General features: G+C 70.7%; 22 protein-coding genes. 11 read left to right on the forward strand and 11 right to left on the reverse strand.

Features of this window, described 5'->3' with window-relative positions:
* Positions 1-22 precede the first annotated feature (22 nt).
* Positions 23-1,144 carry a mandelate racemase/muconate lactonizing enzyme family protein gene (locus ACFVDI_RS03335; RefSeq protein WP_378900494.1) on the forward strand — a complete coding sequence of 374 codons (1,122 nt, stop codon included), beginning with the start codon at positions 23-25 and terminating at the stop codon, positions 1,142-1,144.
* Complete coding sequence (locus ACFVDI_RS03340; RefSeq protein WP_378900497.1) at positions 1,141-1,827, forward strand: FadR/GntR family transcriptional regulator; 687 nt, start codon at positions 1,141-1,143, stop codon at positions 1,825-1,827. Before ACFVDI_RS03335 ends, ACFVDI_RS03340 begins: the two co-directional genes overlap by 4 nt.
* 106 nt (positions 1,828-1,933) lie before the next feature.
* On the opposite strand, the gene ACFVDI_RS03345 is transcribed toward ACFVDI_RS03340, so the two are convergent.
* The 10 genes from ACFVDI_RS03345 to ACFVDI_RS03390 form a co-directional block, all read right to left on the reverse strand.
* Positions 1,934-2,755 carry an NAD-dependent epimerase/dehydratase family protein gene (locus ACFVDI_RS03345; protein ID WP_378900501.1) on the reverse strand — a complete coding sequence of 274 codons (822 nt, stop codon included), beginning with the start codon at positions 2,753-2,755 and terminating at the stop codon, positions 1,934-1,936.
* The gene (locus ACFVDI_RS03350; protein WP_378900503.1) at positions 2,752-3,801 is read right to left on the reverse strand and encodes a TRAP transporter substrate-binding protein; all 1,050 of its coding nucleotides are present in this window, start codon (positions 3,799-3,801) and stop codon (positions 2,752-2,754) included. Before ACFVDI_RS03350 ends, ACFVDI_RS03345 begins: the two co-directional genes overlap by 4 nt.
* A 36-nt stretch (positions 3,802-3,837) precedes the next feature.
* Positions 3,838-5,133, reverse strand: coding sequence for a TRAP transporter large permease (locus tag ACFVDI_RS03355; protein WP_378900506.1), 1,296 nt, complete (start codon positions 5,131-5,133; stop codon positions 3,838-3,840).
* 26 nt (positions 5,134-5,159) lie between these two features.
* Positions 5,160-5,684, reverse strand: a complete 525-nt coding sequence (locus tag ACFVDI_RS03360; protein WP_378900509.1) for a TRAP transporter small permease — start codon at positions 5,682-5,684, stop codon at positions 5,160-5,162.
* Positions 5,681-6,913 (reverse strand): hypothetical protein, encoded by a 1,233-nt coding sequence (locus ACFVDI_RS03365; protein WP_378900512.1) that lies wholly within the window; start codon positions 6,911-6,913, stop codon positions 5,681-5,683. The genes ACFVDI_RS03360 and ACFVDI_RS03365 overlap by 4 nt, the downstream gene beginning before the upstream one ends.
* Before the next feature lie 137 nt (positions 6,914-7,050).
* Positions 7,051-8,328, reverse strand: a complete 1,278-nt coding sequence (locus ACFVDI_RS03370; RefSeq protein WP_378900515.1) for a glucarate dehydratase family protein — start codon at positions 8,326-8,328, stop codon at positions 7,051-7,053.
* Positions 8,325-8,720 carry a universal stress protein gene (locus ACFVDI_RS03375; protein WP_378900518.1) on the reverse strand — a complete coding sequence of 132 codons (396 nt, stop codon included), beginning with the start codon at positions 8,718-8,720 and terminating at the stop codon, positions 8,325-8,327. The genes ACFVDI_RS03370 and ACFVDI_RS03375 overlap by 4 nt, the downstream gene beginning before the upstream one ends.
* Before the next feature lie 26 nt (positions 8,721-8,746).
* Complete coding sequence (locus ACFVDI_RS03380) at positions 8,747-10,282, reverse strand: tripartite tricarboxylate transporter permease (RefSeq protein WP_378900521.1); 1,536 nt, start codon at positions 10,280-10,282, stop codon at positions 8,747-8,749.
* A gap of 12 nt (positions 10,283-10,294) precedes the next feature.
* Positions 10,295-10,825, reverse strand: a complete 531-nt coding sequence (locus tag ACFVDI_RS03385) for a tripartite tricarboxylate transporter TctB family protein (protein ID WP_378900524.1) — start codon at positions 10,823-10,825, stop codon at positions 10,295-10,297.
* A gap of 29 nt (positions 10,826-10,854) precedes the next feature.
* Positions 10,855-11,850, reverse strand: a complete 996-nt coding sequence (locus ACFVDI_RS03390; RefSeq protein WP_378900527.1) for a tripartite tricarboxylate transporter substrate binding protein — start codon at positions 11,848-11,850, stop codon at positions 10,855-10,857.
* Positions 11,851-11,965: 115 nt separating this feature from the next.
* Between ACFVDI_RS03390 and ACFVDI_RS03395 the strand changes: the two genes are divergently transcribed.
* The 9 genes from ACFVDI_RS03395 to ACFVDI_RS03435 all read left to right on the forward strand — a co-directional run bounded on the left by ACFVDI_RS03395 (position 11,966) and on the right by ACFVDI_RS03435 (position 21,861).
* Positions 11,966-12,877, forward strand: coding sequence for a LysR substrate-binding domain-containing protein (locus ACFVDI_RS03395; RefSeq protein ID WP_378900530.1), 912 nt, complete (start codon positions 11,966-11,968; stop codon positions 12,875-12,877).
* Between the two features lie 343 nt (positions 12,878-13,220).
* Positions 13,221-14,135 carry a 5-dehydro-4-deoxyglucarate dehydratase gene (gene kdgD, locus ACFVDI_RS03400; protein ID WP_378900533.1) on the forward strand — a complete coding sequence of 305 codons (915 nt, stop codon included), beginning with the start codon at positions 13,221-13,223 and terminating at the stop codon, positions 14,133-14,135.
* A gap of 50 nt (positions 14,136-14,185) precedes the next feature.
* Positions 14,186-15,679, forward strand: coding sequence for an aldehyde dehydrogenase (NADP(+)) (locus ACFVDI_RS03405; RefSeq protein WP_378900536.1), 1,494 nt, complete (start codon positions 14,186-14,188; stop codon positions 15,677-15,679).
* Positions 15,676-17,013: an enolase C-terminal domain-like protein gene (locus ACFVDI_RS03410; RefSeq protein WP_378900539.1), complete on the forward strand. Its 1,338-nt coding sequence runs from the start codon at positions 15,676-15,678 to the stop codon at positions 17,011-17,013. The genes ACFVDI_RS03405 and ACFVDI_RS03410 overlap by 4 nt, the downstream gene beginning before the upstream one ends.
* Positions 17,003-17,794, forward strand: a complete 792-nt coding sequence (locus ACFVDI_RS03415) for a sulfite exporter TauE/SafE family protein (RefSeq protein WP_378900542.1) — start codon at positions 17,003-17,005, stop codon at positions 17,792-17,794. Before ACFVDI_RS03410 ends, ACFVDI_RS03415 begins: the two co-directional genes overlap by 11 nt.
* 51 nt (positions 17,795-17,845) lie before the next feature.
* Positions 17,846-18,670, forward strand: coding sequence for an ion transporter (locus ACFVDI_RS03420; RefSeq protein ID WP_378900545.1), 825 nt, complete (start codon positions 17,846-17,848; stop codon positions 18,668-18,670).
* A 140-nt stretch (positions 18,671-18,810) separates the two neighbouring features.
* The gene (locus ACFVDI_RS03425; RefSeq protein WP_378900548.1) at positions 18,811-19,818 is read left to right on the forward strand and encodes a Bug family tripartite tricarboxylate transporter substrate binding protein; all 1,008 of its coding nucleotides are present in this window, start codon (positions 18,811-18,813) and stop codon (positions 19,816-19,818) included.
* Complete coding sequence (locus tag ACFVDI_RS03430) at positions 19,815-20,342, forward strand: tripartite tricarboxylate transporter TctB family protein (protein ID WP_378900551.1); 528 nt, start codon at positions 19,815-19,817, stop codon at positions 20,340-20,342. Before ACFVDI_RS03425 ends, ACFVDI_RS03430 begins: the two co-directional genes overlap by 4 nt.
* Positions 20,335-21,861, forward strand: a complete 1,527-nt coding sequence (locus ACFVDI_RS03435; RefSeq protein ID WP_328529411.1) for a tripartite tricarboxylate transporter permease — start codon at positions 20,335-20,337, stop codon at positions 21,859-21,861. Before ACFVDI_RS03430 ends, ACFVDI_RS03435 begins: the two co-directional genes overlap by 8 nt.
* A 16-nt stretch (positions 21,862-21,877) precedes the next feature.
* Here ACFVDI_RS03435 and ACFVDI_RS03440 read toward each other — a convergent pair whose 3' ends face one another.
* Positions 21,878-23,044, reverse strand: coding sequence for an ABC transporter substrate-binding protein (locus tag ACFVDI_RS03440; protein WP_378900555.1), 1,167 nt, complete (start codon positions 23,042-23,044; stop codon positions 21,878-21,880).
* Positions 23,045-23,080 lie beyond the last annotated feature (36 nt).

A 23,080-nucleotide genomic window follows, 5' to 3' on the forward strand; every position in this document is an offset into this window, starting at 1 on the left:
TCCGATCGAGGAGCATCCCGCCATGGCCGCCGACCGCATCACGTCGCTGACCCTCTCCCACGTCGTCCTCCCGCTCGAGAACCCGGTCAGCGACGCCAAGGTGCTCACCGGGCGGCAGAAGCCGCTCACCGAGACCGTGCTGCTCTTCGTCGAGGTGACCACCGAGCAGGGCTTCGAGGGCATGGGCTTCAGCTACTCCAAGCGGGCCGGTGGCCCGGCGCAGTACGCCCACCTGAAGGAGATCGCCCAGGTCGCCATCGGTCAGGACCCCTCCGACATCGCCAAGATCTACGAGTCGCTGATGTGGGCCGGCGCCTCGGTCGGCCGCAGCGGCGTGGCGACCCAGGCCGTGGCCGCCCTCGATGTGGCGCTCTACGACCTCAAGGCCCGGCGTGCCGGCCTCCCGCTGGCCAAGCTGCTCGGCGCCCACCGCGACTCCTGCCGCGTCTACAACACCTCTGGCGGCTTCCTCCAGGCGAGCGTCGAGGAGATCAAGGAGAAGGCCACCGCCTCGCTCGAGGCCGGCATCGGCGGCATCAAGATCAAGGTCGGCCAGCCCGACTGGGCCGAGGACCTGCGCCGCGTCGCCGCGATCCGCGAGCACCTCGGCGACATCCCGCTGATGGTCGACGCCAACCAGCAGTGGGACCGTGCTCGCGCCCGCCGGATGTGCCGCGAGCTGGAGCGGTTCGACCTGATCTGGATCGAGGAGCCCCTCGACGCCTGGGACGCCGTCGGCCACGCCGACCTGTCGCGTACGTTCGACACCCCGATCGCCACCGGCGAGATGCTGACCTCGGTGCCGGAGCACATGGCGCTGATCGACGCCGGCTACCGCGGCATCGTGCAGCCCGACGCGCCGCGGATCGGCGGCATCACCCCGTTCCTGAAGTTCGCCACGCTCGCCGCCCACGCCGGGCTCGCGCTCGCGCCGCACTACGCGATGGAGATCCACCTGCACCTCGCCGCGGCCTACCCGACCGAGCCGTGGGTCGAGCACTTCGAGTGGCTCAACCCGCTCTTCGAGGAGCGCATCGACATCCACGACGGCCGGATGTGGGTGCCGGACCGCCCGGGTCTCGGCTTCACGCTCAGCGACCAGATGCGCAAGCTGACCGTGGAGACGGCTAAGTTCACGGCATGACTCTCAGCACCGGGCTCGCCGACCGCGTCGTCTCCGGGATCAAGGACCAGATCCTCGCCGGAGAGCTCGCCCCGGGGGCGAAGCTGCCCTCGGAGTCCGACCTGGTCGCGACCTACGGGGTGTCCCGGACGGTGGCGCGGGAGGCGGTCACCCGCCTGCGCGCCGAGGGTCTGGTCGAGACCTTCCAGGGGCGCGGCTCGTTCGTCCTGGCGGTCCCCGCGCCCTCGCCGTTCGCACTGGAGTCCTCCGCGATCCGTACGCAGCACGACGTGCTCGACATGGTCGACTTCCGGCTCGGCGTGGAGTGTGAGGCGGCGGCACTGGCCGCCGCCCACCTCGACGAGCAGGGGTCGCGTGCGATCGAGGAGGCGCTCGCGGTGCTGGCCACCGCGCACCCCGACGGCGCGGTGGAGGCCGACTTCGCCTTCCATCGTGCCGTCGCGGCCGCGACCGGCAACCGCTTCTACCTCGACCTGATGGACTCGCTGGGTCCGATGATGATCATGCTGCCGCGCACCCGGCTCGGCGACGCGTACTCGCCCAGCGACGCGCTCCACGTCGAGCGGGTTCAGCGCGAGCACGACAACATCGCCGCCGCCATCCTCTCCGGTGACGCCGACACCGCCCGCGCGGCGATGCGGGTGCACCTGGGCAGCACCCGCCGGCGTCTGCAGCAGCGTTGACGGTTGGTCTAGGTATGCAGACCAACCGTCGCTTCCCTGGCGGAGTTCCGCACGGGAAGCGACGGTTCGGCTGCATACCTAGACCAACAGACCGCCCCCGCCCGCGCTACTTCATGTGCTCCCCGAGCGGGGTGAAGCAGAACTTCCCGCCCGCCAGCCGCTCCTCGGGCCCCTGCGGGCCGTCGTCGACCGCGTCGCCGAGGAGCTCGGCGGCGAAGACCTCGGAGTCGTCCTGCGGGTGGTAGCCGATCGCCTCGCCCTCGGCCAGCGACCACCAGCGCCGGGTGTTGCGGGAGGTGCCCCACACCACCCGGAAGCCGGGCTCGGGCGTGGCCAGGCAGGCCTCGAGGAGCCGGGCGCCGTCGTCGGGCGACATCCACGTCCACAGCGACCTGCGGTCCCACGGCTTCTCGAAGCACGAGCCGATCCGCAGTGCGGTCACGTCGATGCCGTAGCGGTCGTGGAAGAGCGAGCCGAGCGCCTCCATCGCGACCTTGCTGACCCCGTAGTAGGTGTCCGGGCGCGGGAAGGCATCCGCCGGAAGGCCGCCATCGGGGGCGTCGTCGATCTCGTAGAAGCCGGCCGCGTGGTTGCTGGAAGCCAGCACGACGCGACGGACCCCGGCGTCCCGGGCGGCCTCCAGGACCACCCGGGTGCCGTCGATGTTGGCCGAGAGGATGTCGTTCCACGGGGCCTCGACGCTGATGCCGCCCAGATGGATGACCGCCTCCACGCCCTCGCAGGCGGCGCGCATCGCGGCCTCGTCGGTCACCGACGCCTCGATGACCTCGACCGCCTCGCCCTCGGCAGGGTCCTCGGGACGTACGACGTCGAGGAGGCGAAGCACCCGGTCCTCACGGGCGAGCCGGCTGCGCATCATCCTCCCGACACCACCGCTGGCCCCGGTGATCAGAACCTTGTGCGTCATGCGCCGCGCAGCTCCTCGACGGCGTCGATGTAGGTGCCGAGGTCGGCGCCGTGCTTCTCGATGACGGACTTGGTCGCCTCGCGCCACGGGGCGAGGTCGGTGATCTCGTTGATCGTGACGCCCTCGCCGCGCAGCTTCTCCAGGTCTGCCTCGACCTGGGCGTCCCACTTCTCGCGCTGGAACGGGGCGGCCTCGTCGGCGGCCTTCTGGAGGGCCTCCTGGTCCGCGGAGTCGAGCCCGTCCCAGGTGTCCTTGTTGATGAGCAGCACCTCGGCGACGCGCATGTGCCGGTCGAGGGTGTAGTTCTTCGCGACCTCGTAGTGGGAGGCGGAGTAGTAGGACGGCTCGTTGTTCTCTGCCCCGTCGAGCAGCCCGCTCTGCAGCGAGCTGTAGACCTCGCCGTAGTCCATCGGGGTGGGGGAGCCGCCGAGAGCCTTGACGAAGTCGATCTGCACCTGCGACTCCTGGACCCGGATCTTGAGCCCCTCGACGTCGGCCGGCGCCTTGATGGGCTTCTTGGAGGTGTAGAAGCTGCGGGCGCCGGGGTCGAAGTAGCCCAGCCCCTTGAAGCCCGCTCCCTCGGCCTCGCCGAGCAGCTTCTTGCCGTTCTCGCTGTCCAGGAAGCGCCAGAGGTGGTCGGCGTCGTCGAAGAGGTACGGCAGGCTGAACAGCCCCATCGCAGGCACGAACTCGCCCATCGGGGCCGAGCTGATCCGGGTCATCTCGATCGAGCCCATCTGCACCTGCTCGATCGCGTCGGACTCCTCGCCGAGCTGGGCGTTGGGATAGACCTGGATCTTGATGCGGCCGTCGGTGTACTTCTCGGCCAGCTCGGCGAACTTCTTGTCGCCCAAGGTGGTCGGGTAGTCGTCGGGGTGGGTCTCGGCCAGCTTGAAGGTCTTCGAGCCGTCGCCTCCGCCGCTGCCGCGCAGCGACCCGCCGCCACACGCGCTGAGCGCGAGGCCGCCGGCGACCGCCGCGGCACCGAAGGCGCCGGCCTTGAACAGGGAACGCCGGGCTACCGGCTGGGGGGATGTGGTGTTCATGGTTGGTTCCTTTCGATGGTGACTACCTGTCGCGGTTCATTGGCCCAGCGCATCGGGGAGCGCGAGCGAGAAGAACGGGACGTACGTGATCAGCAGCAGGACGATGAGCATCGGGATGAGGAAGAGACCGACGGTCTTGATGACCTTCTCGATGGACGTACGGCCGATGGCGCAGCCGACGAAGAGGACGTTGCCGACCGGCGGAGTGATCAGGCCGATGGCCAGGTTGAAGACGAGCATGATCCCGAACTGGACCGGGTCCATGCCGAGCCCGGTGGCGACCGGCAGCAGGATCGGCGTCATGATCACGATCAGCGGCGCCATGTCCATGATCGCGCCGAGGGCGAGCAGCAGCAGGTTGACCAGCAGCAGCACCACGACGACGTTGCCGGAGATGCCGAGCAGGGCGTCGGTGGCCAGCGCCGGCACCTGCAGGAAGGCCAGGAAGTAGCCGAAGGCTCCGGCCGCGGCGATGATGAACAGCACGACGCCGAGGGTGCGCAGGCTGCTCTGCAGGATCGGCACCATCGCCTTGAGCGGCAGGTCGCGGTAGACGAAGAAGGTCAGGACGAAGGCGTACAGGCAGGCGATCGCCGCCGACTCGGTCGCGGTGAAGACGCCGCTCAGGATGCCGCCCAGGATGATCACCGGCATGAGCAGGCTGAGCAGCCCCTCGCCGATGATCTTCGGGACGTCCTCGAGCGGGACCAGCTCCTCCTTCGGGTAGCCCCGCTTGACCGCCAGGATGTACGCCATCACCATCAGCGCCGCGCCGAGCAGGATCCCGGGCAGGATGCCGGCGGTGAACAGGGCGCCGATGGAGACGCCGCCGGCGGCCATCGAGTAGATGATCAGGTTGTGGCTCGGCGGGATCATGACCGCCTGGGTGGCCCCGGAGACGGTGACCGCGACGGCGTAGTCGGTGTCGTAGCCGCGCTTCTTCATCATCGGGATGGTCACTGAGCCGATCGCGGAGACGTCCGCGACCGAGGAGCCCGACAGGGCGCCGAAGAAAGTGCTGGCGCCGATGTTGACCATCCCGAGGCCGCCGCGGACCCAGCCGACGAGGAGCCCGGCCAGGGCGATCAGGCGGCGGGAGATGCCACCGGCGCCCATGATCTCGCCGCCGAGGATGAAGAACGGGATGGCGAGCAGGGCGAAGGTGTCGAGGCCGGCGACCATCCGCTGGCCGACGACGGTCAGCGGGAGGCCGATGTAGAGCGCCTCGAAGAGGGCGGCCAGGGCGAGGGCCAGGGCGACGGGGATGCGCAGCAGGATCAGGACGACGAAGCTGCCGAGCAGGATGGCGATGGCAAGGGGATCGATAGGCATGGGGGAGTCCTTCGGCTTTCGGCGGCTCAGCCGATCTCGGCGGCATCGTCAGGCTCGGCGTAGCGCTGGGTGCTGATGCCGAAGGCCTGGAGGACGGTGTAGAGGACGAGCATGGCGCCGGCGACCGGCATCATGAGGTAGAGGACGCTGCGGGGGAGCCCGGTGCCAGGCAGGGTCGCGGCCTGGGCGTCGGCGACGAACTGGCTGCCCTGGATGATCAGGAAGAGCCCGAAGCCGAGCAGCAGCACCTGGACGACGCGGTCGATCACCGACCTGAGCGCGGTGGGGAACCTGTCCACCAGGAAGGTCACCGCGATGTGGGCGCCCTCGCGGAAGCCGATCGTGGCGCCGAGGAAGCCGACCCAGACCAGCAGAATGCGGGCGCTCTCCTCGCTCCAGCTGGGGGAGTTGCTCAGCACCTCGCGGCTGAACACCTGCCACAGCACGATCAGCAGCGTGGCGACCAGGCACACGATGCAGAAGACCTCGAAGACCAGGTCGACCGCGCGCCAGGTGCGCCTGAAGGTCCGGTTCTCGCCGAGCGTGTTCATGTCTGCACTCCGTCCTCGTCGCGGCGGTGGGGGATCTCGGTCGCCCCGGCGAGCAGGTGCTGCCTGTCCGCGCCGGCCAGACCGAGGTGGTAGAGGTGGATCTGGTCGATCCCGGCGTCGACCAGGGCCCGCACATGGCCACCGAAGGAGTCCTCGGTGGTGGGCGGGAGCACCGTGACGTACGCAGCGGCCGCTGCCCTGCCGTCGACCGCTTCGACCAGCCGGCGCCCGGTCTCCACCGATGCCTCGGTGGTCGGCCAGCAGAAGGAGACGACCAGGTCGACGTCGTCGGCGGTGGTCGGGGTGAGCCCGGGGCTGGCTCCGGTCGCCCAGGGGTCGGGCTGGGCGTGCAGCGCGATCTCGACGAGGTCGGGAGCGGCCTGGCGGACGGCCGCGATCACCCGGTGGCGGAGCTCGTCGGCCGCGGCGTGGCGGGACTCGAGGATGACCTCCAGCGCCTTCGCGTCCACGGCCTCGGCTGCGGCTGCGTCGGGTGCGGCTGCATCGGACGCGGCTGGGCCGGTGGCGGCGCGCAGGGCTGCGACGGTGGCCTCGGCGTCGAGCCCGCGGCCGTTCCAGTCCTCGCGGCAGGCCGCGCAGCAGCAGATCGAGAGCAGCTGCTGGGTGGCGGCGTCGTAGGCGCCGTCGGTCTTCTCGTGGTGGCCGCCGTGGCCGAACCCGAGCTGGCCGCACGCCTCCAGGATGGCCGTGGTGGTGGGAGTGTCGCGGACGGCCTCGGCGGCGAGGGTCTCCGCGTAGCGCCGGACGTCCTCGTGGCGGGCGCACAGCGCGTAGGGGTACGGCTCGTCCCAGCAGTTGACGACGGCGAGGTCCGGGTTGGCCTCACCGAGCCGCGTCGAGTGGGTCAGCACGATCCAGGCGGCGACCTCGAGCCCCGCCTCGGCGAGGATCGCGGCGGCCTCGCCGTAGGGGTCCGCGGCGGCGACCCAGGTCGCGGTCTGCGGCACCAGCCGGGCGCCGTCCCAGGCCTCGGGGCGCACCGGGCGATAGAGGGCCGCGCTGCGGGCCTCTACGATCCGGTGCTCGGGGTGGAGCGGGGTCGCGGCGCGCGTGGTGTGGTAGGCCGCCGCGAGAGCAACCTTCGAGACGCCGAGTGCCCGGACACGCTCGGCGAACGTCGGGTCGCCGATCACGTCCCAGGGGTAGGCGTAGCCGACGACCGGAACCGGCGGTGTCGCCGTGGTCTCGCCTGCATCGATCTGTGTCACCGGTGGCAGCTCCTGGCTCGTCGTTCTGTGACCGGGGCCATGTGTGGCCCCGGTCACAGGAGACTGTCAGGATCGGCGATTCGTGTCCAAGCCGAATATCGCATTAGGCGATGCCCTGAGGGTATCGCCGATGACGGTCACCAGCGGGAGGTGTTCGGCGTGAAGTCCGGCTCGATCGTACGCATGTAGACGGTGTCCTCCCGGCGTCGGACGCCGCAGCCGAGGTACTGCTCGTGGAGCTCGCCGAGGAGGTCGCGGTCGAGCTCGACCCCCAGGCCCGGACCTGTCGGCACCGCGATCGCGCCCCGCTCGAAGTCGAGCACCCCGGGGCGTACGACGTCCTGGGTCTTCCAGGGGTAGTGGGTGTCGCAGGCGTAGGTCAGGTTGGGGGTGGCGGCGGCGAGGTGGACCATCGCGGCCAGCGAGACGCCGAGGTGGGAGTTGCTGTGCATCGACAGGCCCAGCCCGAAGGTGTCGGTGATGCCACCCAGCAGCGCCGACCGGCGCAGCCCGCCCCACAGGTGATGGTCGGAGAGCACGATCTGCACCGCGTCGGCCGCGATCGCGGGCCTGAGGTGCTCGAAGGCGATCACGCACATGTTGGTGGCCAGGGGTACGTCGGTGCGGGCCGCGACCTGCGCCATCCCCTCGATTCCCGGGGTGGGGTCCTCGAGATACTCCACGACGCCGGCGAGCCGCTCGGCGACCTTCACCGACGTCTCCGGGGTCCAGGCGCCGTTGGGGTCCAGCCGCAGCGGCAGGTCCGGGAAGGCATCGCGCAGCGCCTCGATCGCGGCGCACTCCTCGTCGGGATGGAACACCCCGCCCTTCAGCTTGAGCGAGCCGAAGCCCCAGCCATCGACCATTCGCTTCGCCTGCGCGACGATCTGGTCGGGGTTCAGCGCCTCGCCCCACACGTCGTCGAGCCCGCCCGGGTGGCCGGCCCACTTGTAGAACAGGTAGCCGCTGAACGGCACCTGGTCGCGCACCGCGCCGCCGAGCAGGTCGCTGACCGGACGGCCCGCCTCACGGGCGACCAGGTCGAGGCAGGCGACCTCGAAGGGGGAGTAGACGGTGTCGACCGCGGAGGAGACGTCGAGCATGCCGCCGAAGGAGGCTCCCGCCCCGCCGGTCTCCTTGCCGAGCACGTCGACGACGAGCCGGCGCAGGCCGTGGGTGTCGTAGGGGTCTCGTCCTGGCAGGGCGGCGGCGACGGCGTCGAGGCGGGCGAGGTGGGTCTCGTCGGCGTACGTCTCCCCGAGCCCGACCAGGCCGGTGTCGGTGTGGAGCTCGACGATCGCGCGCAGCGCCCAGGGCTGGTGGACGCCGACCACGTTGAGCAGCGGCGGGTCGGCGAACGCGACCGGCGTGACGACGACCTTCGAGATCCGGCTTCCGTTCGGTCCCCCGCTCATGCGGTCGGCTTCACGGCGAGGACCGGCACGCGGGCGTCGAGCAGGATGCGCTGGGCGTCGCTGCCCAGCAGGGCCTTGCCGACCGGGGAGCGGCGGCGCAGGCCGATCACGATCAGCCGGGCTCCGGTCTCGGCGGCCAGCGCGTCGAAGGTCTCCACCACGTCGGCTCCGTGGGTGGTGTGGTCGACGCGGGCGCTCACCCCGGCCTCGGCGGCGCGGGCGACGAGCTTCGCGGCCGCCGCCTCGTCGACCAGGTCGGCGTCCACGGTCGCCCCACGGCGCGGGCTGTTGACGATGACGACGTCGTCGCCGCGCGCCGCCGCCTCGGCCAGGCCGGCCTCGAGGGCCGCCTCACCTACCGGTGTGGGTACGTAGCCGATCAGGATGGTCATGGTGTGCCTCTCTCAGCGGGTCGGGCTCAGCGGGTCGGGGTGTCGACGTGGTCGCGGTCGGCCGGGGCGGCGACGGTGGCGGCCTTGCGCCGGGCCAGGATCGCCTTGGCCGCGGGCCAGAGGGCGACCAGGACGAAGGCGGCCAGGATGGTCCCGGAGATCGGCCGGGTGAAGAACCCGGTCGGGTCGCCGTCGAAGATCAGCATCGAGCGGCGTACGCCGTCCTCCACGATCGAGCCGAGGACGAAGGCGAGCACCAGCGGGCCGGGCTCGAAGCCGACCTTCTTCATCAGGTAGCCGATCAGGCCGAAGACGATCATCACGAAGATGTCGAAGGTGGAGTTGTTGATCGTGTAGACCCCCAGGATCGTGATCAGCGCGGTGATCGGGGCCAGGATCGCCGGGCGTACCCGCAGGATGCGCACGAAGATGCCGACCAGCGGGATGCTCAGCACGAGCAGGATCAGGTTGCCGATGTACATCGAGTTGATGACGCCCCAGAACAGGTCGGGCCGCTCCTCGACCAGCTGCGGTCCGGGCGAGATGCCGAGGATGAGCAGGGCCCCGAAGAGCATCGCCATCGACGCGTTGGCCGGGATGCCGAGGGTCAGCAGCGGGATGAACGAGGAGGTCGCGGCGGCGTTGTTGGCGGTCTCGGGGGCCGCGACGCCCTCGATGGCACCGCGCCCGAAGCGCTCGGGGTTCTTCGAGATCCGCTTCTCCGTGGCGTACGCGGCCAGGGAGGACATCACCGCACCGCCACCGGGCAGCACACCCAGGACGAAGCCGATCAGCGAGCCGCGGCCGATCGCGCCGGAGGACTGCTTGAGGTCCTTGCGCGAGGGCCAGATGTTGGCGACGGCGGCGGGGACGTGGGGCTTCCCGTGGCGCTCCTCGAGGTTGTAGAGGATCTCGCCGACACCGAAGAGACCCATCGCGACGACCACGAAGTCGATGCCCTCGGTCAGCTGCAGGCTGCCGAAGGTGAAGCGCTCGGCGCCGCTGAAGCTGTCGCGGCCGATCGTGGCCAGCAGCAGGCCGAACGCGGCCGCGACCATGGCCTTGAGCTTGTTGCCGTTGCCGATGGTGGCGACCAGCAGGACGCCGAGCAGGGCCAGGGCTGCGTACTCCGGGTCGCCGAAGCTGAGCGCCCAGCCGGCGATCAGCGGGGCCACCAGGGTCAGGCCGAGGATGGAGACGGTCGCGCCGACGAAGGAGCCGATCGCGGCGATGCCGAGCGCGGTGCCGGCCCTGCCCTGCTTGGCGAGGGCGAAGCCGTCGAAGACGGTGACGACCGAGGAGGCCTCACCCGGCAGCCGGAGCAGGACCGAGGTGATCGTGCCGCCGTACTGGGCGCCGTAGTAGATGCCCGCGAGCATGATGATCGCCGAGACGGGGTCGATGCTGTAGGTGATCGGCAGCAGGATGGCGATGGTGGCCGCCGGCCCGAGACCGGGGAGTACGCCGATCAGCATGCCGATGAGCACGCCGATCAGGCAGTAGAGCAGGTTCTGGGGTTCGGTGACGAGCGAGAAGCCGTCGAGGAATGCGTTGACGTCCACTGATGGCTCCGCTCAGAACAGGTGGGGCAGCGGGATCCGCAGCCCGTAGAGGAACAGGAAGTAGAAGGCGGCCACCGTCGCGACCGCGGTGATGATCGTGCTGCGCCACGACTCGCCACCGAGGAACCGCAGCCAGACGACGCACAGCAGCAGCGAGGGGATCTCGAAGCCGATCACGGGCATCAGCAGCGCCAGGCCGATGAAGGTGACCAGGCCGACCGCCGGGAGCACGCTGGAGCGGGTGAACCTCTCGCTGTCGGTCAGCCGGCGGCCGACGACGAGCAGCGCCGCGGCCATCAGCGCGATCGCGATGCTGACCACGAACGGCCACAGCCCGGGCCCGGGCTGGCGCAGCGAGCCCAGGCCGTAGCCGTAGGACAGGACGGCGCCGCCGACGCCGACGACGAGCGCGACGAGCGCCCCCACCACCTGGTAGACCGGTCCGCCCGCCGGAGGCCGTTCCTCCTCCAGGTCGTGGGCCACCTCGGCCTGGATCTCGGCCAGGATGTCCTGGTCAGGAGATGGGGTACGTTCGTCGCTCATCGTCATGCTTTCGTCGTGTGGGGCGGGGGTCAGCTCGCGCCGAGGTTGAGACCGTACTGCTCGACCAGGTCGGCGAACCGCTTCTTGTCCTCCTCGAGCTGGGTCACCACCTCGTCGCCGGAGATCTCCATCGGGGTGAGGCTGTTCTGCTTGTTGAAGGCCTGGTACTCCTCGGTCTTGAACGTCGCCTGCATCGCCTCGGCGATGGCGTCCTTGACGTCGTCCGGGGTGCCCTTCGGGACCGTCATGAAGCGGTACTGCGCGACCTCGACGTCGAGACCCTGCTCCTTGGCGGTCGGGACGTCCGGCAGGTAGTCGACCCGCTCGGGACCGAAGACGCTCAGCGGGGTCAGCTTGCCGGACTCGATGTTCTCGATCGCCTCGCCGACCTGGATGCACGCGGTGTCGACCTGGTTGCCGAGCACCGCGGTCAGGGCCGGCGCGCCGCCGTCGAAGGGGACCGCCTCGGCGTCGACGCCCGCGGAGGCGTATGTCAGGCCGCAGGAGAGCTGGGCACCGGTGCCGACGCCGGTGGTGCCGTAGGTGACCTTCGCGTTCGCGGCCTTGATGTCGTCGAGGGTCTTGAAGCCGCTCTTCGGGCCGGTGACCATCACGTAGTCGTCGCGGGAGACGCCCTGGACGACGTCGAAGTCGTCGAGGTTCGTGACCTCGTCCTCGCTGACCGCCAGCGGCGTGATCGCGAACAGGGAGGCGTTCTGGATGGCGATGGTCTGGCCGTCGGCCTTGGCCTTGGCGACCTTGTTCGCGGCGAGCGCACCGTTGGCGCCCTCCTGGTTGATCACCGGGAAGGAGGCGCCGAGCTCGTCGGAGAGGCCCTTGGAGACCGCCCGGCTGATCAGGTCGCTGGAGCCACCGGCTGAGGCACCGACGTACATCTCGACGTTGCCGGAGGGGTACTCCTCGCCGCCGCTGCCGCCGCCGGTGGTGTTGGAGACACCGCAGGCGGAGAGGGCCAGTGCCGCGACGCCGGCGGTCGCGGCGAGAAGGTGGGTGGTCGTACGCATGGTTGCTCCTAGTTCCGTCGTGTGACCACCGACACTAAGAGTCTTGGCGATACCGGTCCAAGCCCGTTTCAGCATGGAGTGTTCCACCTGGTGCATCGTGGTCTACGCTGGCCAGATGATCACGCTCGACCAGGTGCGCTCGTTCGTGGCGGTCGCCGAGGAACTTCACTTCGGCCGGGCGGCGGAACGCCTGCGGATGACCCAGCCGCCGCTGTCGCGACAGATCCAGAAGCTGGAGAAGGCCGTCGGCGCGCAACTGCTCGAGCGGGACAACCGCCGGGTCGCGCTCACCGGCGCCGGAGCCGCCTTCCTCGACGAGGCCTACCGGATGCTCAACCTGGTCGAGAGTGCCGGTGACCTGGCCCGTCGCGTCGACGCCGGTGCCGCCGGGGTGGTCCGGCTCGGCTTCACCGCCGTCTCGGCCATCTCGATCCTGGGGCCGCTGCTGCGCCGCCTCACCGTCGAGCTCCCCGACGTCGAGGTGCGGCTCTCCGAGCGGGTCACCCTCGCCCAGGTCGACGGCATCCGCCACGGCGAGCTCGACATCGGCCTGGCCCGTCCGCCCTTCGACACCGAACTGCTCTCCTCCCGGGTGATTTCCCGCGAGCCGCTGATGGCGGTGCTCCCGCAGGGCCATCCGCTGGCCGACATCGACCGCCCCCTGACACCGCAGGACTTCGAGGGCCAACCCGTCATCGGCTACCACCCGCAGCAGTCGCGCTACTTCCACGAGCTCTCCGTACGCTTCCTCGCCAACGCCCACCCCCGCATCGAGCAGCGCGTCCACCAGGTCCTCACCGCCATGCTCCTCGTCTCCGCCGAGCGAGGCGTCGGCTTCGTCCCGGTGTCGGCCAGCTCCCTGCACGTCGAAGGCGTTGTCTTCCGCCCCATCGAGCACGGCGGCGGCGACACCCGCCTCGACAAGGACCCCGAGCGGCCCGTCGAGCTGCATGCGATCTGGGCGCGGGGGTCTGTCAGTCCGGTCGTACGCCGAGTTCTCGACGTGATCATCGAGGTGAGTCGGTAGGCGGGTCGCCCGTCGGCGGGGAGGGTGTTCTCGGCGAATCCCGGAGCAAAGGCGATGTATCGATACGGCTTGGGGCCCGGCGGGGATGGGTTCTCGCCACCGCTGGGAACACTTCCCCACCCGTGGGGTGGTTCCCCACGCTCCGGAGCAGGGGGAACCGACCCCGGCGTGGGGAAAACTCCGCACAGATGGGAAAGCGCGCTCAGGTCCTCCGGTGTCCCGCAATGCCCCCACGGCATCACGAGATTCAAATTCGGGCTTGGACAGGCATCACTGAACGTCCATAGCGTGATGGTCACCACCTTCCCCTGCAATTCTCACCAACACCTGAAGGACGTGACTCGTGACCGAGTACAGCCCGACCGACCTGGCCGCCCAGCTCAAGAGCGGGCTCCTCTCGTTCCCGGTCACCCATTTCACCGACGACCTGCAGTTCGACGAGGAGGGCTACCGCAAGCACCTGAGCTGGCTGGCGGAGTACCCGGTCGCCGGCCTCTTCGCCGCCGGCGGCACGGGGGAGGGCTTCTCGCTGAACCCGGAGGAGACCGACCAGGTCGTACGCGCGGCCGTCGACGAGGTCGCGGGGGCCGTACCGGTGCTGGCGCCGGCTACGGGCAGCACGGCCAACGCGGTGGCGCAGGCGAAGGCGGCGGAGGCCGCGGGGGCGGACGGGATCCTGCTGATGCCGCCCTACCTCACCGAGGCCGGGCAGGCCGGTCTCGTCGAGCACGCCAGCCGCGTGTGCCAGGCCACCGGTCTCGGCGTGATCGTCTACAGCCGTGCCAACGCGGTGCTGCGCGACGAGGCCGTCGCGCAGCTCGCCGACCGCAACCCCACGCTGATCGGATTCAAGGACGGCGTGGGCAACATCGAGCAGATGACCCGCACCTACGCCCGGGTCGGCGACCGGCTCACCTACATCGGTGGCCTGCCGACGGCGGAGACCTTCGCGCTGCCGCTGCTCCAGCTCGGCGTGAGCACCTACTCCTCGGCGCTGTTCAACTTCGCTCCGAAGTGGGCGATCGAGTTCTACGATGCCGTACGTGCCCAGGACCGCGACGAGGTCTACCGTCGTCTCAACGAGTTCGTGATCCCCTACCTCGACATCCGGGACCGTACGGCCGGCTACGCCGTGTCGATCGTCAAGGGCGGTCTGGCCGCGATCGGCCGGCCCGCGGGCCCGGTCCGGCCGCCGCTGACCGACCTGCGCGAGGACGAGATCGCCGAGCTGCGCGACCTCATCGCCCGCATCTCCTGACGCCGCCCGCCCAGAGACTGCACCGAGACCGACCCGATAGGAAAGGGACCATGAGCTACCGCTCGATCATCGCCGGAGCCGACTCCGAGCAGCCCGACGTCACCGCCGCCACCAGCGCTGCCGCCGAGGCGTTCGCCGGCTACCGGGCCACGTCCCCCGCGGCCCGGGCGGACTTCCTCGACGCCGTCGCCGACGAGATCGAGGCGTCGCGCGCCGAGATCGTCGAGGCCGCCGTCGCCGAGTCGCACCTGCCCGAGGGCCGGATCAGCGGCGAGGTCGGCCGCACCACCGGACAGCTCCGGATGTTCGCCGGCGTCGTACGCCGCGGCGACCACCTCGGCGTACGCATCGACCCGGCGCTCCCGGACCGGACCCCGCTCCCGCGCGCCGACATCCGCCAGCGCCAGATCCCGCTGGGCCCGGTGGCCGTCTTCGGCGCCAGCAACTTCCCGCTCGCCTTCTCCACCGCGGGCGGCGACACCGCCTCCGCCCTCGCCGCCGGCTGCCCGGTGATCGTCAAGGGCCACCCGGCACACCCGCTCACCGGCTACCTGGTCGCCCAGGCGATCACCCGCGCGGTCGAGAAGGCCGGCCTGCCCGCCGGCACCTTCTCCTTCCTCCTCGACACCGACTTCAAGGGCGGCATCGAGCTCGGCCAGGCCCTGGTCGTCGACCCGCGGATCAAGGCCGTCGGCTTCACCGGCTCCCGCGGCGGTGGGCTCGCGATCGCCGCGGCAGCGGCCGCCCGTCCCGAGCCGATCCCGGTCTACGCCGAGATGTCCTCGATCAACCCGGTCGTCATCCTGCCCGGGGCGCTCGAGGGCGACACCGATGCGCTCGCCGCCGCCTACGTCGGCTCCCTGACCCTCGGCTCCGGCCAGTTCTGCACCAACCCCGGCCTGCTCTTCCTCCCGAGGGGCGAGGCGGGCGACGCCTTCCTCGCCGCCGCCGGGCGCGCCACCGCCGACGCCGTCGGCGCCACCATGCTGACCCCCGGCATCGCCGCAGCCTACGAGGCCGGCACCGAGAAGCTCCGTGCCACCGACGGCGTCACCGTCGTCGGTGAGGGCATCGCGGGCGACACCGACGCGCCCGCGCCCCAGATCGTCGAGGCTGCCCGCCTCGCCGGCGTGACCGACGAGGTCTTCGGTGCCTCCGGCGTCGTGGTCCGCTTCGACACGGTCGAGGACCTGCTGACCAGCCTGGACTCCCTCGAAGGCCAGCTCACCGCGACCGTCCACGCCACCGACGCCGACCACGAGACCGCCGCCCAGGTCGTCTCCGCGCTCGAGCTCAAGGCCGGCCGAATCCTCTTCAACGGCTGGCCCACGGGCGTCGAGGTCGGCCACGCGATGGTCCACGGCGGTCCGTTCCCGGCCACCTCCGACTCCCGCACCACCTCGGTCGGCAGCCTCGCGATCGAGCGCTTCCAGCGCCCGGTCGCCTACCAGGACGTACCCGCGGCCCTCCTCCCGGAAGCCGTACGCGACGACAACCCGTGGCACCTCGCCCGCCGCATCGACGGGGAGCTGCAGCTGCCATGAGCACCACCACCTCTGTGCCCACGATCGCCAAGCTCGAGGTCGTCCCGGTCGCCGGCCACGACTCGATGCTGCTCAACCTCAGCGGCGCGCACGCGCCGTTCTTCACCCGCAACATCGCGATCCTCACCGACTCCGAGGGTCGTGAGGGCGTCGGCGAGGTCCCCGGCGGCGAGCCGATCCGCCGCACCATCGAGGAGGCCGCCGAGCTGCTCGTCGGGCAGCCCGTCACGCGCTACCGCAGCCTCCTGCGCCAGGTCTCGAACACGTTCGCCGACCGCGACGCCGGTGGCCGTGGAGCCCAGACCTTCGACCTGCGTACGACCGTCCACGCCGTCACCGCGCTGGAGTCCGCCCTCCTCGATCTCGCAGGTCAGGCCCAGGGTGTGCCGGTCGCCGAGCTGCTCGGCGACGGCCAGCAGCGCGACTCGGTGCCGATGCTCGGCTACCTCTTCTATGTCGGCGATCCCGGCGAGACCGACCTGCCCTACCTGCGAGAGCCGGACAACGCTGACGAGTGGAGCCGCCTCCGCCGGGAGGTCGCGCTGACCCCCGAGGCGGTCGTACGTCTCGCCGAAGCCGCCCAGGCCCGCTACGGCTTCGCCGACTTCAAGCTCAAGGGCGGCGTCCTCGCCGGCGAGGAGGAGGTCGCCGCGGTGACCGCCCTCCACGAGCGCTTCCCGGACGCCCGGATCACCCTCGACCCCAACGGCGGCTGGCTGCTCGCCGACGCGGTCCGGCTGCTGAAGGGCAAGGACGACGTGCTCGCGTACGCCGAGGACCCCTGCGGCGCCGAGGGCGGCTACTCGGGGCGCGAGATCATGGCCGAGTTCAAGCGCGCCACCGGGCTGCGTACGGCGACCAACATGATCGCCACCGACTGGCGCCAGATGTCCCACGCGATCCGCACCAACGCCGTCGACATCCCGCTCGCGGACCCGCACTTCTGGACCATGTCCGGCTCGGTCCGCGTCGCCCAGCTGTGCCACGAGTTCGGGCTGACCTGGGGCTCCCACTCCAACAACCACTTCGACGTCTCGCTGGCCATGTTCACCCACGTCGGCGCCGCCGCGCCGGGGGAGATCACCGCGCTGGACACCCACTGGATCTGGCAGGACGGCCAGGGGCTGACCGAGGCGCCGCTGGAGATCCGCGACGGCGCGGTCACGGTCCCGACCGCCCCGGGGCTCGGGATCCGGCTCGACCGCGACCGGGTCGCGGCCGCGCACGAGCTCTACCTCGAGCACGGCCTCGGCGTACGCGACGACGGTGTCGCCATGCAGTACCTGGTGCCGGGGTGGAGCTTCGACCCCAAGCGCCCGTGCCTTGTCCGCTGAGCTCGTCTGGCTCCTGCTCGCCGGCATCGGCGCGGGACTGACCGGCTCGGTGGCCGGTCTGGCCTCGCTGGTCAGCTACCCCTCCCTGCTGGCCGCGGGGCTGCCGCCGGTGGTCGCCAACGTCACCAACACGGTGGCCATGTTCGGCGTCACCGGCGGCACCGTCGCCGGCTCACGGCGCGAGCTCCGCGGTCAGGGCAGGAGGATCGCCTGGCTGGCCCTGGCCTCCTTCCTCGGCGGCGCGGTCGGCGCGGCCCTGCTGCTCACCACGCCGGCCGAGGCGTTCGAGGCGGTCGTACCCTGGCTCGTCGGGGCCGGCGCGATCCTGCTGCTGCTCCGCGACCGGATCCGCGTCTGGGCCGCGGCGCTCGCCACGACGAGGACGCCACGGCAGGATCCGCTCGACCAGGGGGAGCGGCGTACGGTCGCCCGCGGGCTCGCCTGGGGCGTGGCCGTGTTCGTGCTCGGCATCTACGGCGGCTACTTCGGCGCGGGCGTCGGCATCATCGCGCTGGCCGTCCTCGTGCTGGAGCGGACCGAGGCGCTCGCGATCACCAACGCGGTCAAGAACGTCGCGACCGGCGTCGCCAACGGCACCGCCGCGATCGCGTACGTCTTCTTCGCTCCTGTCGACTGGCCCGCCGCGGTCGCGCTCGGGGTCGGTGCCGTGCTCGGCGGCTTCCTCGGACCCGCGATCGTCCGGGTCGCGCCCGAGCGGCCGCTGCGCTGGCTCGTGGGTCTCGCCGGGCTCGGGCTGGCCGTGCACCTCGCCACCACCTGACCCCGGTAGGCTCCGGCCGTTGTCACGGGTCGACAGAAGGACGAAGCGAACATGGGTTCGAGCATCACCGCGGTGCGCGGCCGGGCGCGTGCGCTGGTCGACAACGACACGTTCCAGAAGACCATCATCGGCGTGATCATCCTCAACGCGGTGGTCCTCGGTGTCGAGACGATGGTGCCCGAGCACCTGGCCCACGAGCTCGCCATGCTCGACAGCGTGCTGCTCGGCGTCTTCGTCGTCGAGCTGGTGCTGCGGCTGGTGGCGTACGGCCCGAGGTTCTTCCTCGACCCGTGGAACATCTTCGACACCGCGATCGTGGCGATCGCGCTGGTGCCCGCCACCGGCCCGATGTCGGTGCTGCGGGCGCTGCGGATCCTGCGCGTGCTGCGCCTGGTCAACTCGGTCCCGTCCATGCGCCGCGTCGTCGACGGCCTGATCAACGCGGTGCCGGGGATGGGCGCGGTCGCGGGGCTGCTGGGGCTGATGATGTACGTCGCAGTGGTCATCTCGACCAACCTCTACGGGGAGATCGCGCCGGAGTACTTCGGCGATCTCGGCACCAGCGCGTTCACGCTCTTCCAGACCATGACCGGCGAGGCCTGGCCCGACATCGCCCGCGAGGTGATGGCACAGGACCCCTCGGCGTGGATCTTCTTCGTCGTCTTCATCCTGGTGATGACCTTCGCCGTCCTCAACCTCTTCCTCGCCGTCGTCGTCTCCGGCATGGAGAGCGTCGAGAGCCTGGCACAGCACGAGGAGGAGTCCGACGCCGAGATGATGGCCGTGCTGACCTCGCTGCGTGAGGACCTCACCGCCGTACGCGAGGAGCTGGCCGCCACCCGGGCCGAGCTGCAGAGCGGCCGCACGGAGGTCTGAGCCGGGTTCGGTCACGGGCCCGTCGCCCCGTGACCACAACGACCACAAGATCCAATACGTCCAGATGCTTCCTGGCATCTCCTCGCCGCCCATAACTTCGCGGCCATGAAGTGACGAGCGTCACTTTCGAAGGAGATCCCATGAACCCCCTCATCCGTACCGCCGCGATCGCCGTCGCCACCGCCCTGGCCGGCACCTCGCTCGCCGCCTGCAGCTCGGTCAACAGCTCGGGCTCGTCCGCCGAGGAGGCGCCGACGAGCGTGAACATCGTCGTCCCCGCCGACCCGGGCGGCGGCTGGGACCAGACCGGCCGCGCCTTCTCCGAGGTGCTGACCGGCGAGAAGATCCTCGAGACCGCCTCCGTCTCCAACGTCCCTGGGGCCGGCGGCACCGTCGGTCTGGCCCAGCTCGCCAACGAGACCGACCCCAACACCCTGATGGTGATGGGCCTGGTCATGGTCGGCGCGATCGAGACGAACAAGTCGGCCACCAAGCTCGCCGACACCACCCCGATCGCGAAGCTGACCGAGGAGCAGGAGGTCGTCGTCGTACCGGCCGACTCGAAGTACCAGACCATCAACGACCTCGTCGACGACATCAAGGCCAACGGTCAGGACGTCGCGATCGCCGGCGGCTCCGCGGGCGGCACCGACCAGATCCTCGCCGGCCAGCTGCTCAAGGCCAGCGGCGTGGCCTCCGGTGACATCGCCAGCAGCCTCAACTACGTGCCCTTCGACGGTGGTGCCGAGTCGGTGACCGCGCTGCTCGGCGGCAAGGTCGACGCCGGGATCTCCGGGGTCGGTGAGTACGCCGAGCAGATCAAGGCCGGCAAGCTCCGCGCGCTGGCCGTCTCCGGCGAGGAGCCCTCCGGCCTGCTCCCGGACGTGCCCACCCTGACCGACGAGGGCATCGACCTGGTGCTCACCAACTGGCGCGGCATCGTCGCCCCCGGCGACCTCGAGGACGCCGAGCGCGAGGCACTGACCGACCTGGTCACCGAGGCGGCCGAGTCCGACGCCTGGGCCAAGGTCCTCGAGACCAACGACTGGGACGACGCGTTCATGGCGGGCGAGGAGTTCGAGACGTACGTCGACGAGGAGGTCACCTCCGCACAGACCACGCTCGAGGAAATCGGTCTCGTCCAGTGAACCCCACGACCCCCACCCAGCCTGGCCGGCTCTCCTTCGGGGAGCCGGCCATGGCCGGGGGCATCCTCGCCCTCGGTGTGTTCGCGCTGGTCCGTGCGGGAAGCATCGCCGAGCCGGTCACCGCCGCCGGCGCGATCGGGCCGCGGACGATGCCCTACCTGGTCGGCGGCCTGCTGGTCGTGACCGGCGGCATCACCCTGGTGCGTGTCCTGCGCGGTGAGCGCGGCGAGGCCGAGGGCGGCGAGGACGTCGACCTCTCCGGCGGCACCGACTGGCTCACCGCCGGCCTGCTGGCCGCGGCCGTCCTGGGCCACGCCCTCCTGATCGGCCTGGTCGGCTGGCCGCTGGCCGGCACCGCGCTGTTCACCGCCGGCGCGGTCATCCTGGGGGCCCGCCCCTGGTGGCGCTCCCTGCTGATCGGCCTGGTCATGGCGTTCGCGATCCAGATCGTCTTCGCCGGCGGCCTCGGCGTCTCGCTGCCGCCGGGCCCGTTCCTGGAAGGGGTGGCGTTCCTCCATGGATAACCTGACCCTGCTCCTGGAGGGGTTCGCCACCGCCGCGCACCCCGAATACCTCGCCTTCGCCTTCATCGGCGTCATCCTCGGCACCGCGGTCGGCGTCCTGCCCGGCATCGGGCCCTCGATGACCGTCGCGCTGCTGCTGCCGCTGACCTACGCGCTGGACCCGACGGCCGCGCTGATCACCTTCGCCGGGATCTACTACGGCGGCATGTACGGCGGGTCGACGACCTCGATCCTGCTCAACACGCCCGGCGAGGCGTCCTCGATGATCACCGCCCTCGAGGGCAACAAGATGGCCAAGCGCGGCAAGGGCGCCGCAGCGCTCGCCACCGCCGCCATCGGGTCGTTCGTGGCGGGTACGCTCGCCACGGTCGCGCTCACCTTCCTGGCGCCTCTGGCCGCGGACCTCGCGGTCAAGCTCGGTCCCGTCGAGAAGGTGGCCCTGATGGTGCTCGCCTTCACCACCGTCGGGGCACTGCTGGGCCGCTCGGTCTCGCGCGGGCTGGCCGCCCTCGGCGTCGGTATGTTCATCGGGCTCATGGGCGTCGACGGCATGTCGGGCCAGATGCGGTTCACCTTCGGCGTACCCGTGCTCAACGACGGCATCGACGTCGTGGTCGTCGCGGTCGCGCTCTTCGCCGTCGGCGAGGCGCTGTACGTCGGTGCGCAGCTGCGCCGCGGACCCCAGCAGCTCGTCCCGGTCACCCGGGGCTGGCGCACCTGGATGACCCGTGAGGACTGGCGGCGTTCCTGGAAGCCGTGGCTGCGCGGCACCGCGATCGGCTTCCCGATCGGCACCCTGCCGGCCGGCGGGGCCGAGGTCGGCACGTTCCTGTCGTACTCCGCCGAGCGCAAGCTCGCTCGTGGGAAGGCGAAGGAGGAGTTCGGCCACGGCGCCATCGAGGGCGTGGCCGGGCCCGAGGCGGCGAACAACGCCTCGGCGGCGGGTGTGCTGGTGCCGCTGCTGACCCTCGGTATCCCGACCTCGGCCACGGCCGCGGTGATCCTGGTGGCGCTGCAGCACTACAACATCCAGCCGGGACCGCTGCTGTTCAAGGACCACGGCGACCTGGTCTGGCCGCTGGTGGCGAGCCTCTACATCGGCAACGTGCTGCTGCTGGTGCTCAACCTCCCGCTGGTCGGGCTGTGGGTGAAGGTGCTCCAGATCCCGCGGCACTATCTCTACGCCGGCATCCTGCTGTTCGCTGCTCTGGGCGCCTTCGCGGTGCACTTCAGCCCGCAGGACGTCATGGTCCTCCTGGTGCTCGGCATCCTGGGCTTCTTCATGCGCCGCTACGGCTACCCCGTGGCGCCGATGGTGGTCGGGCTGATCCTCGGACCGATCTTCGAGCGGCAGCTGCGCTCGGCCCTGCAGATCGCCCAGGGGGACTGGCTGACGCTGGTGCAGTCGCCGTTCGCGATCGTCGTCTACGTCGCGCTGCTGCTCGCGCTCGCCGGGTCGATCGTGCTCCGCCGCAAGGAGGAGGACCTGGAGCACGAGCTCGTCGAGGCGGATCGCTGAGGTGCAGGAGATCGCCTCAGGTGCCCGTCGAGGCGATCTCCTGCAGCACGACGTTGCGGGGGCCGTCGGGAGTGCCCCTGACCACGCGCAGGAAGTAGGACTGGTCGGGGTTGTGGTTGGGGTCGAACGTCCAGTTCCCGCGGGGACTGACGATCGTGCCGACGGACCCCAGGGAGTCCGCGATCTCGTTGCGGTTGACCTCGTCGGAGAGGTCGAGCGCCTTGTCGAGCGCGGCCGCGGCGTCGTAGGCCTGCACCGAGTAAGCCGTCGGGGTGGCGTCGTAGGCCTTGCGGTAGTCCTTCACGAAGGCGTCGTTCATCAGCGAGTCCATGGCCTCGCTGTAGTGCAGCACCGTCCGCACCCCGGTCGCGTCGCCGCCCAGGGTGGACAGCACGTCGCCCTCGGTGAGGAATCCGGGACCGTAGAGCGGGGTGCTCCGGGCCAGGCCGGAGTCGCGATACTGCGTCACGAAGGCCTCCGCCTCCTTCCCGGTGTACGCGGCATAGACCGCGTCCGCACGTGACCTCTTCACCTTCGCGAAGATCCCCGACCACTCCTCGGTGCCGGCGGCAGGCGTGTAGCTCTGCCCCGCGACCCTGCCGCCGGACGCCTCGGCGGCGATCATGAAGCTGTCGGAGAACTCGTGACCTGCGGCATCGTCGGAGGCGATGACGTAGGCCGTGCCGCGGTCGGTCTCCTGGGCGACGGCCTTCCCGAGCGCGCCGCCCAGATCGGCGTTGGTCGTCGACGTACGCCACAGGTAGTCGGAGCCGTCGGCGAACTGGTCGGCGCCGGCACCGGTGACGATCAGCGGCGTCTTGCTGCTGTCCGCGAGGTCCTTGGCCGCGAGCGCAGTCTCCGAGCCCACCAGCCCGACGACCGCCTGGACCTCGTCGTCCTCGATCAGCCTGGACACCGCCGCGACCCCGGTCCTGACCTGGTCGCCCTCGTCGGCCTCGATGACGTCGACCGGTCGGCCACCGAGCTTGCCGCCGTGCTGGTCGAGGTAGAGGTCGAAGCCGCGGGACATGTCGGCGCCGATCGACTTGTGGGCGCCCGAGGTCGGGACCACGAGACCGATCGTGACCTTCGACTCCGACGTGGTGGCGCAGCCGGCGAGACCGAGCGCGAGCGCCGAGACGGGCACGAGAACGAACAGCTTCCGACGAGCCGATCCGGCCACGGGGGACTCCATCTGTGCGAAGACGTGTGGAAGGTT

Source organism: Nocardioides sp. NPDC057767 (genome assembly GCF_042798275.1).
GTDB lineage: Bacteria > Actinomycetota > Actinomycetes > Propionibacteriales > Nocardioidaceae > Nocardioides.